General features: G+C 38.2%; 15 protein-coding genes and 1 pseudogene. 3 read left to right on the top strand and 13 right to left on the bottom strand.

What is annotated here, in order from left to right; genetic code table 11:
- Positions 1–16: 16 nt before the first annotated feature.
- Positions 17–172 carry a hypothetical protein gene (locus B5D30_RS13460; RefSeq protein WP_159443189.1) on the bottom strand — a complete coding sequence of 52 codons (156 nt, stop codon included), beginning with the start codon at positions 170–172 and terminating at the stop codon, positions 17–19.
- A 273-nt stretch (positions 173–445) separates the two neighbouring features.
- Between B5D30_RS13460 and B5D30_RS03590 the strand changes: the two genes are divergently transcribed.
- Both B5D30_RS03590 and B5D30_RS03585 read left to right on the top strand, forming a co-directional pair.
- Positions 446–1,336, top strand: a complete 891-nt coding sequence (locus B5D30_RS03590) for a DUF4190 domain-containing protein (RefSeq protein ID WP_078806676.1) — start codon at positions 446–448, stop codon at positions 1,334–1,336.
- Between the two features lie 478 nt (positions 1,337–1,814).
- Positions 1,815–2,495 (top strand): hypothetical protein, encoded by a 681-nt coding sequence (locus tag B5D30_RS03585; protein WP_078806675.1) that lies wholly within the window; start codon positions 1,815–1,817, stop codon positions 2,493–2,495.
- A gap of 186 nt (positions 2,496–2,681) precedes the next feature.
- Here the strand turns inward: B5D30_RS03585 and B5D30_RS03580 are convergent, their stop codons facing one another.
- The 6 genes and pseudogenes from B5D30_RS03580 to B5D30_RS03555 all read right to left on the bottom strand — a co-directional run bounded on the left by B5D30_RS03580 (position 2,682) and on the right by B5D30_RS03555 (position 7,853).
- On the bottom strand, positions 2,682–3,533 hold the full coding sequence (locus tag B5D30_RS03580; RefSeq protein ID WP_078806674.1) for a MurR/RpiR family transcriptional regulator: 852 nt from the start codon (positions 3,531–3,533) through the stop codon (positions 2,682–2,684).
- 94 nt (positions 3,534–3,627) lie between these two features.
- Positions 3,628–5,058, bottom strand: a pseudogene (locus tag B5D30_RS03575) (PTS transporter subunit EIIC); the annotation flags it as partial.
- Between the two features lie 21 nt (positions 5,059–5,079).
- Complete coding sequence (murQ, locus tag B5D30_RS03570) at positions 5,080–5,967, bottom strand: N-acetylmuramic acid 6-phosphate etherase (protein ID WP_078806672.1); 888 nt, start codon at positions 5,965–5,967, stop codon at positions 5,080–5,082.
- The gene (locus tag B5D30_RS03565) at positions 5,964–7,028 is read right to left on the bottom strand and encodes a DUF871 domain-containing protein (protein ID WP_078806671.1); all 1,065 of its coding nucleotides are present in this window, start codon (positions 7,026–7,028) and stop codon (positions 5,964–5,966) included. Before B5D30_RS03565 ends, murQ begins: the two co-directional genes overlap by 4 nt.
- A gap of 203 nt (positions 7,029–7,231) precedes the next feature.
- Positions 7,232–7,429 (bottom strand): hypothetical protein, encoded by a 198-nt coding sequence (locus tag B5D30_RS03560; protein ID WP_078806670.1) that lies wholly within the window; start codon positions 7,427–7,429, stop codon positions 7,232–7,234.
- Between the two features lie 49 nt (positions 7,430–7,478).
- The gene (locus B5D30_RS03555) at positions 7,479–7,853 is read right to left on the bottom strand and encodes a hypothetical protein (RefSeq protein WP_078806669.1); all 375 of its coding nucleotides are present in this window, start codon (positions 7,851–7,853) and stop codon (positions 7,479–7,481) included.
- Positions 7,854–8,105: 252 nt separating this feature from the next.
- Between B5D30_RS03555 and B5D30_RS03550 the strand changes: the two genes are divergently transcribed.
- Complete coding sequence (locus B5D30_RS03550; RefSeq protein ID WP_078806668.1) at positions 8,106–8,327, top strand: hypothetical protein; 222 nt, start codon at positions 8,106–8,108, stop codon at positions 8,325–8,327.
- A 35-nt stretch (positions 8,328–8,362) separates the two neighbouring features.
- Here the strand turns inward: B5D30_RS03550 and B5D30_RS03545 are convergent, their stop codons facing one another.
- The 6 genes from B5D30_RS03545 to B5D30_RS03520 form a co-directional block, all read right to left on the bottom strand.
- On the bottom strand, positions 8,363–9,208 hold the full coding sequence (locus tag B5D30_RS03545; protein ID WP_078806667.1) for a MetQ/NlpA family ABC transporter substrate-binding protein: 846 nt from the start codon (positions 9,206–9,208) through the stop codon (positions 8,363–8,365).
- Between the two features lie 23 nt (positions 9,209–9,231).
- The gene (locus tag B5D30_RS03540) at positions 9,232–9,861 is read right to left on the bottom strand and encodes a methionine ABC transporter permease (RefSeq protein WP_078806743.1); all 630 of its coding nucleotides are present in this window, start codon (positions 9,859–9,861) and stop codon (positions 9,232–9,234) included.
- Positions 9,862–9,919: 58 nt separating this feature from the next.
- A complete protein-coding gene (locus B5D30_RS03535) occupies positions 9,920–10,954 on the bottom strand; it encodes a methionine ABC transporter ATP-binding protein (RefSeq protein WP_078806666.1) in 1,035 nt (344 codons plus the stop codon).
- A 248-nt stretch (positions 10,955–11,202) separates the two neighbouring features.
- The gene (locus B5D30_RS03530; protein ID WP_159443188.1) at positions 11,203–11,544 is read right to left on the bottom strand and encodes a biotin/lipoyl attachment domain-containing protein; all 342 of its coding nucleotides are present in this window, start codon (positions 11,542–11,544) and stop codon (positions 11,203–11,205) included.
- The gene (locus tag B5D30_RS03525) at positions 11,541–11,894 is read right to left on the bottom strand and encodes an arsenate reductase family protein (RefSeq protein ID WP_078806664.1); all 354 of its coding nucleotides are present in this window, start codon (positions 11,892–11,894) and stop codon (positions 11,541–11,543) included. Before B5D30_RS03525 ends, B5D30_RS03530 begins: the two co-directional genes overlap by 4 nt.
- Positions 11,895–12,042: 148 nt before the next feature.
- Positions 12,043–12,804 (bottom strand): DeoR/GlpR family DNA-binding transcription regulator, encoded by a 762-nt coding sequence (locus tag B5D30_RS03520; protein WP_078806663.1) that lies wholly within the window; start codon positions 12,802–12,804, stop codon positions 12,043–12,045.
- Between the last annotated feature and the right edge of the window lie 241 nt (positions 12,805–13,045).

The raw sequence follows: 13,045 nt of genomic DNA, 5'->3' as shown, positions 1-13,045 counted from the left end.
GCAGTGCCGCTCGAAACTACGTTTCGAGCAAGTAAACGGCACGGCTCACTACCACAGACTTCAAAACGCCCCTCTTCGCTTTTCTTTGTCTAGCTACGAAGTGCAGGAGTTTGGCAACTGTTCGCAGTGTCACTCGAAACTTCGTTTCGAGTAAATGAATGACACGACTCACTGTTGCAAACTCCTTAACGCACTTCTCCGCTTTTCTTCTATTCTAACACATGAGTAATAGAAAGGAGAAACTTGTTGTATGTTATTGTTTTGAATTTAAGAGATATTTTATAGAACGTGTTTTTGGTTTAGAATTTCATGATTTTGAAAAATATAACTGTTGTTTTTCAACTTTTTCTTGAAAAAATAAAGTTTTCCTTTATTTCCTTATTTTTCGTATGAGATATTAGTTATATTAGCTATATCACTATCAAATTAATTGGAGGCTTTTTTTATGACTGATAGAGAAAGAGAAAAATTAGAGAGACGAAAACGGCTTGAGGCTTTAAGTAATAGCGAAAAAGAAGAATTATTATTACGTCTCAAGGAAATTAAAGCAAAACGTGAGAAGAAAGAACGAAAAGGAAATTCTGGTCTGGCAATTACTTCTCTTGTTCTTGGGATTATCGGAATTATTGGGTGTGTCGTTCCAATTCTCAATAATATTTCATTCTTTTTTGGATTGCTTGCATTTGTTTTTGGATTAATTGCTGTGTTAAGAGCAAAGAAAACAAATTTCAAAAACAACTTAGGAAAAGCAGGACTTATATTAGCGATTTTGACAATGGCAGGCGTGCTGATTTCTCAGGCTTATTACGCTCACCTTTTCAATAAAATTGATAAAGGTTTAGAGAGTATTTCTAAAGATATTGAAAAAGAAACGGATTTGCCGGAAACAAGCAAGGAGGCGAAAAAAGAGAATTTTACCATTGGACAAGAATTTACCGTGGGTAGAGTGACGTATAAAATAAACTCCACAGAAATAGTAGACGAAATTAAGACAGGCAATGAACTCTTAGATGCAAAAGCGAGAGCGAAGTTTTTAGTGCTGAATGTTACGGTGACAAATAACGGAGACAAAGAATTGCTTGTTAGCTCTAGTTTCTTTAAATTGAAATTAGGGAAAAAAATATACGAGTCCGCAGAATACTCCGCTAATTCCGCAGCGAATTATAGCGAGAATGGCGAAGAACTTTTTTTCAAAGGGATAAATCCAGATGTTTCAATTACTGGAAATGTTGTGTTTGACGTTCAAGAAGACGTTCTAAAAAACAAAGATTTATTATTACAAGTACAAACGGGTGTTTTCGGAACAGAGACAGGTTTTGTTACTCTCAATAAATGAGGTTGAGACAAAAATAGGAAAATCGCAGAAATTTCATTTTCTTAAGGGCACCTCTAAAAACTCGCACTTATCCTAAATTGCTAGTTTTCCGATTTTCTTCGTCAATCTCCTCAACCTTGTCTAGCTACGAGGGGCAGGAGTTTGGTCGCTGTTCGCAATGCTACTTGAAACTTCGTTTCAAGCAAGTAAATAGCATGGCTCACTACGACAAACTCCTGAACACCCCTCTTAGCTTTTTGATGAACCACATAGCTTTCGTCGATTTCCTCGATAATCGAAAAACTAGCTAATTTAGTCTTAAGCGGAGTTTTTAGAGGTGCCCTTAAATGTTGATTTCATGCGATTTTTCTATTTTTATATTGTTTCATTCAGGCTAAAATTTGAATTTTGTCTCAGCCTTTTTTACTTTACAAAAACACCGTTTATGCTACTATAAAGCTATCTTACACGTTGATTGTTTGATAGGAGATGAAAACAAATGACCGTAATAATTGAATGTATTGTGCTTATCGGTGTAATCATTGGAGCTATTTTTGCAACACGTTTGGCAACTCATTCCAATGAGCAAGAGGAATTGCGACTTCGTGGGATTCATCAAAAACGAAAATTGCAAGATTTAAAGGAAGAAATTGAAGATTTGTATCGAAAAGATTTGACAGGAGTATTACGTTTCCCTTTGTCAAGCGACAGTGCCGAAGGATATTTAGTGCGGTACAAATTTTATCTCTCGGAAATGGTGGAAAATAGTACCATTGATGAAATGGAAAATCTTGAAATCATTCCTGAGCTTAGGCTAGTAATTGAACGATTGATTGCCCAAGTGAATTTACAGGAAAAAATAGATGCAATTTGCGGTGATTCTGTTTTTCCAGAAGATAGCGTTGCTCCTTTAACTCTACCTGATTTAGCTGAAATTTCTGTTGATGATATTATTTTATCAGACATCAAGCATGATTTTCAGCTGTTTGAAAAGCATTTTCATGAGATTTATTTGGTAAAAGAACATGAGCCAGAATCCGTCGCCGAAAACCTCATCGCCAACCTCCCTGAACATTCCACGTTCACCTATTTCTTTGATGAAGACACTTTTTACATCATCGCCTCAAACACTTGGGGAGTATTCATCCAAGAAATCTTAGAACAACTAAACTGTGAATAACAAAGAAAAGCAGAGAGGGGCGGTTAGGAGTTTGCAACAGTGAGCCGTGCCGTTTACTTGCTACTACACTTCGTTTCGCATACAGTCTTTCTAAGAATCAAAGATTCTTGAAAGACTAGCATTGAAACGCAGTTTCAAGTGCTGTTGCGAACAGCCACCAGACCTCTGCCCCCACCCAAATCTGCATCAATCTTCCCAAATCTGTTGTATCGCCTCTTTTGAACGTTTTAATAATGTTTCACTTTCTTCAAAATGGCGAGAGACATAAGTATAAAATAGCACATCTACCACATACAACTGTGCCATAAGGCTAATAGTTGCAGCAGTTCTAAAGCGGAATCCTTCGCCTGTTGCAGTTAAGAGAATCGTTTCACTCATACTCCCAAGTGTCGACTCAGCGTGTCCCGTGATCGCAATCAGATCAATTTCATTTTCCTTTGCAATCTTTGCTGCACGCAAGACCTCAGCGGTTTCTCCAGTATTAGAAATTAAAACCAATACTCGCGTTTCACTTTGAGCAAGCATAGCTGTCACAAGCAAATGCAAATCAGCAAAAAACAATGCTTGTTTTCCAATACGAATAAATTTCTGTGCTATATCTTGAGCAACAAGACTACTTGCTCCAATTCCATAAACGTACACTGTTTGGGCGTGGTCGATTTTTTCCTCTGCCGAAAGAATCATCTGGTCATCTAGCAATTCCGAAGTCTTTTTCCCCATGCGTTCCATGCGGTGCTGAATGTTTCGCTTGATTTCTGCGATTTCAGCATTTTCCTCTACCTCACGCAAAAGAACATCTGAGGTATTTTCGCTCAAATTTGCCGAAAGATGAATTTTTAAATCTGGAAAGCCACCTAAGCCCATATTTCTTGAAAAACGAATAATTGCAGCAGGGCTGACACCACATTTTTTTGCGAGTTTTTGCGTACTCATGGTTAAAACTTCTTTCGAGTTTTGTAAAATATACTCTGCAATTCTTCTCTCAACGTCTGTAAAATCATTGAGTTTTTCCTGTATATCTAGTAGTATATCGGACATATTCTACCTCCAATTTTTCCAATATAAAAAGGGGAATCCCTCCCCTTATAATAACAAATTATTACACGTTCGCAAAAAACAAATACTTTTATCTGTAATTTTCAGCTTTCGCAATTTCTTCTTTCGGTACACCGAAGAAATAAGTTGCCACAAATCCTCCAAGATAGGCAAATAGTAAACCACCTACATAAACCCACCATTTTCCGCCAACAATCAATGGAATAAGGGCTACGCCACTTGGACCAATTGCACTTGCACCAGCGTTCCCCATTAATCCAATGAATGCTCCGCCAATTCCGCCACCAATACAAGCAGTGATAAACGGACGCCCCATTGGCAATGTTACCGCGTAAATGAGAGGTTCCCCAATTCCCAAAATCCCTACTGGTAATGCACCTTTTACGACATTAACAAACTCTCTATTTTTACGCAAGCGAACCCATAACGCAAGAGCTGCACCGACTTGTCCTCCTCCTGCCATCGCCAAAATTGGCAAAAGTTGAGTCGAACCTGTTTTTTCAATCATTTGCAAATGAATAGGCGTTAAAATTTGGTGTAGACCAAACATGACCATTGGCAAGAACAATGCTCCAAGTACAAATCCTGAAACTGGACCACCGACTTTTAGCACCGCATTAATCCCACCAACCAAATGGTCAGAAATAAACCCTGCCACTGGCATAATCAAGAAAATCGTCACTAGACCAATGACTAAAATCGAAAGCATTGGGGTCACAATAATATCAATCGCCTCAGGAATGATTTTGTGCAGACGTTTTTCAAGTAAACTAAGCAAGTAAACCGCAAAAATCACTCCAATAATTCCACCTTGATTGGCTGACAATGCTTGACCTGTAAACAAGTTTTTAAGTGGAGCCTCTGGGTTCATGCCTGTTAGCATAATCGTTGCCCCAACAACTCCCCCGACACTTGGTGTTGCACCAAATTCTTGAGCGGCATTGATCCCGACATAAATGGCAAGATAAGCAAAAATCCCCTTATTGATAATTCCTAGAACGGCAACAATTTGCCCCCATTGAGTGGCATCAAGTGTTTTTGCTGTAATCAAGTTAGTCAAAATCGCTGCAATCCCTGCAATCATACCTGCACCAACAAACGCTGGAATTAATGGCACAAAAATATTCGACAATGAACGCAATACCGCTTTAAATTTACTTGGTTTATTGTATTTTTCTTTCGCTTTCGCTTTGTTTTGAGCGGTCAGCTCATCAATACTCATATTGCTCTGCGAAAACTCTTCGCCAAGTTTTACCCCTGCCATTTCCACCATGCGTCCTGCTACTTTATTCACTGTGCCGGGTCCTACAACAACTTGCAGGGTTTCGTCTTCTACGACACCAAGAACACCGTCAACTGCTTTTAATTTTTCCAAATCAACCTTGTCATAATCACGAATATTCATGCGTACACGTGTCATACAATGAACGATTTTTTCTACATTTTCCTTTCCTCCGACATTTTCATAAATGCCCTCAGCAATTTTTTCAATTCTTTCTTCAGCCATAATACTTAGCCCCTTTTCTTTTTATAAAGTTTTTTTGATAAAGCCTTTTGCCTTTATCAATTTTTCTTTGGCAACTTCTTTTGTCGAATTCGTCAAAATCATCACTATCGCAAGTTTAACGTCCTCATCTGCTTGATGAAAATAGCTTTGTGCAACTTCATAATCTGCACCTGTCGCCTCCATGATGATGCGTTTACTGCGTTCTACCAATTTTTCATTTGTTGGCTTGACGTCTACCATGAGATTGTTATACACCTTGCCAATCCCAATCATGGAAATCGTGGAAATCATGTTCAACACCATTTTTTGTGCGGTACCTGATTTCAAACGAGTAGAGCCTGTCAAAAATTCTGCATCTGCATCAATTTCAATCGGAAAATCTGCGTGCTTGCTAATTTCAGCATTTTTATTGCATGAAATCGTTGCTGTTTTTGCTCCGATTTGTTTTGCATAATCAAGACCGCCAATAACATAAGGCGTGCGACCGCTCGCCGCAATCCCTACCACTGTATCACTCGGAGTCAATTTCAAATTCTCTAAATCTTTCGCTCCAAGTTTGAGGTCATCTTCTGCTCCTTCTACCGCAGTCGTCATCGCCACCTCTCCACCAGCAATTAGTCCTACAACCATGTGAGGTTCTACACCAAAAGTTGGCACACATTCTGCAGCGTCTAGCACTCCCAAACGACCACTCGTGCCTGCTCCCATGTATATCAAGCGACCGCCCTTATTAAAACTTGCAATTACTGCCTCAATGACAGGCTCAATGCTCGCAAGTTCTCTTTCGACTGCCAATGCGACTTTTTTATCCTCCTCATTCATCAACTGTAAGGCTTGGGAAACGCTCATTTCATCTAGCCCAAATGTGTTTTTGTTTCGTTTTTCTGTTGTTAAATTTGATAAATTCATTCTTCATCTCTACCTTCTATTATTTCAAATTTCATTCCTGCTTTTACCAGAGGAAGTAGCGGAATATCTTTTTCAATAACTATTCCCACCACATTCACTCGTTCATCACTTGCAAGAGTGTGTTTGACCACTTGAATTTCTCCCATGTAACGCAAATATTTTTCATTATCAATCGTAATCGAGCCAACTTTTCGCTCAATCGCCTTTTCTGCGTGAATCACAGGAATTTCCCAAAATCTCGCCTCAGCACTTCGCAACACATCTCTTGCACTATCTTTGCGATTGATATGACCTCGCACAACATAATCAAAATACGCACTCCCACATCTTTTCGCTCGTAGCACCACCTTTTTCTCTTGATAATATGCCTGAATTTGCCTGCGGGTATCCTCTTTCAACCCCGCATCTCCAATATAAACCAAATCCACCATGCAATTTCGCAAATCTTCCATTGCAAACAACACGTGACAATTGCGATGCTCCTCAAGTGTCGGCAATCCCGCATACATCGGTCCACGCAAATGGTCATCCCCTGCTACAAAAGCTACCACACGGAAATTATTTTCCTTTAAAAATTGATTTTTTTCTATAAATTCCTTGCGATCTAATCCTGTTTCAACTCGAGGATAATAATTATGCCACGCCTCTAAGTTCGCAAAATCAGCATTTTCTTTCTTTAATACCTCAATATCCTCCTCGTCAAGTGTACTGGCATTTAAGGAAATCATCATTTCTTGACTTGCTTGGGCAATGGTTTTGTGATCAATATGATAATCCATTCTAAGACCTGTCACCCCAATATCAGCGAGCGTTTTCAATGACTGGAATGAAAAACCAGCCTTCTTGAGAGCTACACCTGAAATGTCAACCATTAAATCTAAGTGATAACGCTTTGCTAAAGTTCCTAGAGCAATCAAGCGTTGTTTGTAAAGACTTGCATCATCTTCTGGAATATGCAAAGAAGTGAAAATCCCTGTAAACCCACTTTCTGCCATATCTGCAATATATCGCTCGGTTTTCTCTTGTACTTCTTCATTCAAAAAAATGGAAAACCCTCTCATTTACTGAAACTCCCTCCTACGCATTTTTTGCGAAATCAATACTTGATGAAATATTATTTCATCATCGTGTGTTTATCATACAATATAAGGAATTTAATTTCAAGTATTTTGTTGAAAAAATATTTAAGCTGAAATTTTATTTCACAAAAAGAGATTTTGAGCCTAAAAAAAAGCAAACATTTTCGTTCGCTTTTGAGATTTTCTTAATCTTTATTTTCAATCATATCTGTTCCGGGAAAATATCCCTCAAGATTCCCGACATAGTCCTCGTAATATTTCAGCAAATCTTTTTTTACTTGCTGATAATCTTCCTCGGAATATTCTTTTTCTTGCACATTGCCAACAAAATTCGGCAAGCGTAATTCTTCTTTTAGACGTGCTACGACTTCTTTTGCGTTCATTTTTTTCAATCCCTTCTTCTTATTTCCTTCGGAAACGCTCGAGTACTTTTTACTGACCAAATTTGTCTACCAATCGCTCAAATACTTCGACTAATTTATCACGTTGTTTGACTACTTTTCTAAAATCACGACGTAGCGGATTTGACTCGTAGAAATAAAAATGTTTCAACTCAAAATAAAGCTCATCAAAAATCGTGAAGAAATGCAAGACGTCCACTTCTCTTTCTTCCTTACAAGATAGAAAATAATACATTTTTCCAGTATGGTACAAGGAAAACAACTCACTCATACCCACTTGTATTTTCACCTGCTCACTACCTCTAGCATCTTTCACCATTTCCACAAGTGTGAGGCTAGTATTCAATATTTCAGACAAATATGCAAGAGTATTCTCCTCCACACCTGTTGGCTCCATTCTCATCATCGCTCTAATTTCTCCTTTGTCTAGCTACGAAGTGCTGAAATCTCCTGCTGTTTGCAATGCTACATACTTCGTAAGTTTTCGTTCATTCGGTTTTATTGCCTTTATTCTAGTTTACCATGTTTCGTTTTGGTGTCAAAGGGTAGCTATTGGTTGGGGGGCAATCCCTTGCTATTCAAGAAAATACATATTCACAATAGCATTCCCACCAATTTTATGTCATAATAAAAGAAAATTTCAATTCGAGGGTTTGTAATGAAAAAAGAATTTTTGAAAATGTTTTTCCTTATGCTTGCACTGAAGTTGATTTTTAATCTTTTTCAGCTGAGCGGACATCTTGATAAAGTGTTTCAAGACGAAAGTCACACTTATTCTCTTCTAAACGAAAGAGATTTTACTGCCGCAATTTTCTTTGCGATTGTAATGACAGCAATGACTTCCATTAGTGCAAAAAATCAAGGAAAAGCCGAAAAATAAAGCAGGTGTCATTCATTCACACCTGCTTTTATTATTTATTTTGCGTCCTCTGCTACTGGTTTTACAGAACCGTTCCATTTTTTCAAAATCCAATCTTGCACTTCTTTTTTGTGCAATACTTTCTCCAACGCTTTAACGGCTGGCTTGTCCTTATCGCCTTCACGCACTGCAATTACATTGACGTATGGCGAGTTATCTTTTTCGAGCAATAGAGCATCTTTTGTCGGGTTCAAATCTGCTGTTAATGCAAAGTTTGAATTAATCGCAATCAAAGGAGCCTCATTGTTTTTGTAGGCTGTGGTTAATACTTCAGGGTTGAGCGTATGGTTGAATTTGAGATGTTTTGGATTTTTTTCAATATCCTCAAAAGTAGCCGTTTGTAAATCTACTCCTTCTTTCACATCTACAATTCCCGCCTCTTTCAAAATCGTGATAATTCGACCCCAGTCAGATTGAGAATTAGACGTAATCAGCGTTGAACCTTCTTTCAAATCTTTGATGTCTTTCAAATCCTTTGAATAAATGCCAATCGGTTCTAAATGCACGGCACCCGCATTCTCAAATTTATAACCATTTTCTTTGATTTGTAAGTTTAAATAAGGAATATGCTGGAAATAATTTGCATCAATCGAGCCGTCCTCTAGTGCTTTGTTTGGCAAAACATAATCATCAAATACTTTAACTTCAAGCTCATACCCTTCTTTTTTCAAATCAGCTTTCACATGATTCAAAATTTCTGCGTGCGGGGTTGGACTTGCACCAATAATCAATTTTTTGCTATCGCCTGATGAATCATTCTGCTTTGCTCCGCAAGCTGAAAGTGCAAATGTTGCAAGTGCTAAAACTGCTAGTAATCCTGTGATTTTTTTGTTTAATTTCATCGTGAAACCTCCTTTTTTTGAGTTTAGCGTTTGTCCGCTCGTTTTACAAGCATATCGCCGATAAATTGGACGGCAAAAACCAATAATAATAAAATCGCTGTGGCAACTAGCGTAACCGTTAATTTGCCAAGCGTAAATCCTTGTTGATACGCCAGTTGACCTAAACCACCGCCACCAACAACACCACCCATTGCTGTGTAACCAATCATGGAAACGGTCGTAATCGTAATTCCGCTAAGCAGTGCAGGCAGACTTTCACTTAGTAAAACTTTGACGGTTTTCTCAAATGGACTTGCTCCCATTGCGTCCGCCGCCTCTAGCACACCAGAATTTACCTCACGAAGTGCTACCTCAACGAGACGAGCGTAAAACGGAATCGCCGAGACAATCAATGACGGAATCACGCTTACTGGTCCTATCATAGTGCCTACCATAAATTTGGTAAACGGAATTAACAAAACAAGCAAGACGATATAAGGAATCGAACGAAAAATATTGCTCGCAATACTTACCACAAAGAATAAAATTTTCCCAAATGGTGAATGTTTTTTCCCTAAAGAATAGAGTAATAATCCTAATAAAAATCCTAGCACTATTGTGAAAAACATTGAAATAAAGGTAATATAGACCGTTTCAATCGTTGCTTGTCCCATTAAATTCCAGTCGATTTGTGAAAAATCAAAGTATGTTTCGATAAATGATTTGCTCCCGCTACCCAATGTTTCTCACCTCAGCTTTCACGCCGACTTCCTTAATATAGTCAAGTGCCAGCTGGATTTCTTCCTTTTCCCCTGTGAAAAGAACGGTCAATGTGCCAATTCCTCCCACTTTTGTTTGTTTCAAATGTCCTGAAAGCACACTGATTTCTACGTCAAACTTGCGAACGACTTTCGTGATAACAGGCTCATTTGCCCCTTCCTCGAAAAGTAAATCTACAATGATACCTTGCGGGTTTTCCTGATGAATTTCTGCTAAAAATTGTTCCGTTTCTTTAAATTCAGGATCAAGTTCCTGCGTGACAAATTTTTTCGTGACTTCATTTTGTGGATTTTGGAACACTTCTAGCACATTTCCCGACTCAATAATTTTCCCTTGCTCCATTACCACCACTTTGTTGGCAATTTTTCTAATAACGTGCATTTCATGCGTAATCAAAACAATTGTCAAGCCTAGTTTTCGGTTAATTTGCAAGAGCAAATCAAGCACTTCATCTGTCGTTTGTGGGTCTAAAGCACTGGTCGACTCATCTGAGAGCAAAATTTCTGGATTGTTCGCCAAAGCCCTTGCAATCCCGACACGCTGTTTTTGTCCGCCAGAGAGTTCATTAGGATAAGCGTCTCCTCGCCCTTCTAGTCCGACCAAACGCAACAATTCCTCCGCACGTTTTTTCCGCTGTGCCTTTGGTACTTTAGCAAGCTCTAAGGGCAATTCAATATTTTGTAAAACCGTTCTGCTCCACAAAAGATTAAAATGTTGGAAAATCATACCAACTTTCTTTCTAAACTCACGAAGTTTCGCTCCTGTCAATTTAGAAACATCTTCTCCGTCAATCAGAACCTCGCCACTGCTTGCTACTTCCAAACCATTTAACAAACGCACAAGCGTACTTTTTCCTGCACCAGAATAACCCACAATGCCGAAAATATCACCTTTTTCTATCGCAACATCCACTCCGTCAATCGCTTTGACCAAGCCATTTTTTGTTTGGAAATGTTTGGTAATTCCTTTTAATTCAATAAAACTCATAATCATTTCCTTTCTATTCTAACTAAATAAGGCTGGAACAAGACTTTGCATACTCTTAAACCGATAGTTATGTAAAGAGCGTGCAAAGTATTGTCCCAACCTCATAAAAATACGTATCCTCTGTTTTCATACAGCTACTTCTCACTACCACATAAGAGGTTTATTCATCAGTAGTATAGCCGTTGAGACAAAGACAGTCAATGAGTTTGACTATTATAGTTTTCAATACGAGCGATAGCTACCTTTTATCACAAGAAATCCGCAATTGAAAGTTCTCTCTCACTTTGTAACACAATCAGCCAATTTTCATCACGATTTTTAGAGTTTAGAATCGCTGGATTGTGTAACGCTTGTTCATTAAATGCAATCACAACCGCCTCAATTGGACATGGAAGTTTGCTATTAAATTTTTCTGCTATCAATTCACAAACAATTTCATCCTTTTTCAAATAGGCACCTATCGGTGAAAAAGTCGCCTCATAAATCTCGCCTATATCAATTTTGAGCTGTTCACTGGCTCCAAGTCGTGCTGTTTTTCCAGAAAGCTCAATCCACCACTCGTCTCTTGTCAATTCGATTTTTCCACTCATAGTAAATTGCTCCATTCCTGTTCTTTCAATCCGATTGCCACAAGCTCTCCATTTTTCACCAAAAGCGGTCGCTTAATTAGCATACCGTCACTCGCTAAAAGACTAGCTGCCTCATTGTAATTTAGATGTTCAACTTTTTCCTTTAAATTCAACGTGCGATAGCTTAAACCAGAGGTATTGAAAAATTTCTTTTTCGGAAAATTTTCTTCGTTCAACCATTTTTCAATCATCAATTGTGACGGAGGATTTTCTTTTATATCAATATATTCTGCACTTACCCCAGCCTCCTCTAAAAGTTTCCATGCACGCTTGCAAGTCGTACATTTGGGGTAACCGTAAAATTTATACATATTGTTTCCTTTCTGCATTTCAGAATGCTTTGAAAAACTAGCAATTCCTCTTACTTAACATGCTTATTGTAACAAAAATATTACAAAAGTAAAAGGGTTATCGGCAAAAATGTAACTCTCTTGAGATTTTTTAGCTAGTCTCTCGCTTTTAATACAAGATTTCAATATCTATTTCTTCTGCTCTTTCCAAGTATTCTATGGCTGGTTCTAGGTTGGTCAAAATATTTTCATATGCCTCTAGCTTGGCAATTCTATACGCAAATTTTTTGCCAAATTTCGTGTCATCTAGTAGTAAAATATTTTGGTCAGCTAGACTCATCATTCGCTTCTTGAATACAGCTTGAGCGTAATTTGCCTCGTAAGCTCCGTCTATATCCATTCCCGTAGGTGAAAAGAACGCTAAATCAATTTTGAAATTGTCTAAGAAACTGTCACTCCATTCACCAACGACACTTTCCGCATCTTTGATAACTTCGCCATTCATCATGAAAATTTTGGTAGTACTTTCGCAAACTTGAATGAGTTCATAAGCAATATGAAGTCCATTGGTCAAAATTACCAAATTAGGAATGTTGATAATGTATTCCTTCAACGCTCCTACCGTACTACTCGAATCCATAAAAATACACATTCCTACACCGATAAACGTGCTGGCAATTTCTGCAATATATTTCTTTTCTCTCGGTTTGCTCACTTTTCTAAAATCTGTTGAGATGATCTCATTTTGTGCATTTTCTAACACAATCCCTCCTCTATATCGCTTTACTGTTCCCTCGTTTTCAAGAGCAATAATATCACGTCTCAAGGTAGGATATGAGCAGAAAAGAGTTTTGCATAACTCTGTATTTTCGAGTTTCTTATGCTGTTTTAACAAGGCGAGTATTTGATTTTTTCTCGTTTCCTCAGACATTCTTCTCTCCTCCTATCATTCTTTTCTTTTTATTTTAACATAAAAAAACGTTTTCTTTCCATTCTTTTTTAGAATTTTATTATAAGGGCACCTCTAAAAACTCACACTTATCCCAAATTGCTAGTTTTCCGTTTTTCTTCGTCAATCTCCTGAACGCCCCTCGTAGCTTTTCTTTGTCTAGCTACGAGGGGCAGGAGTTGGTCGCTGTTCGCAACAGCACTGGAAACTAGGTTTCCAGCAA

Source organism: Pilibacter termitis (genome assembly GCF_900167335.1).
GTDB lineage: Bacteria > Bacillota > Bacilli > Lactobacillales > Streptococcaceae > Pilibacter > Pilibacter termitis.
This window is presented reverse-complemented; position numbering and strand designations above follow the sequence as displayed.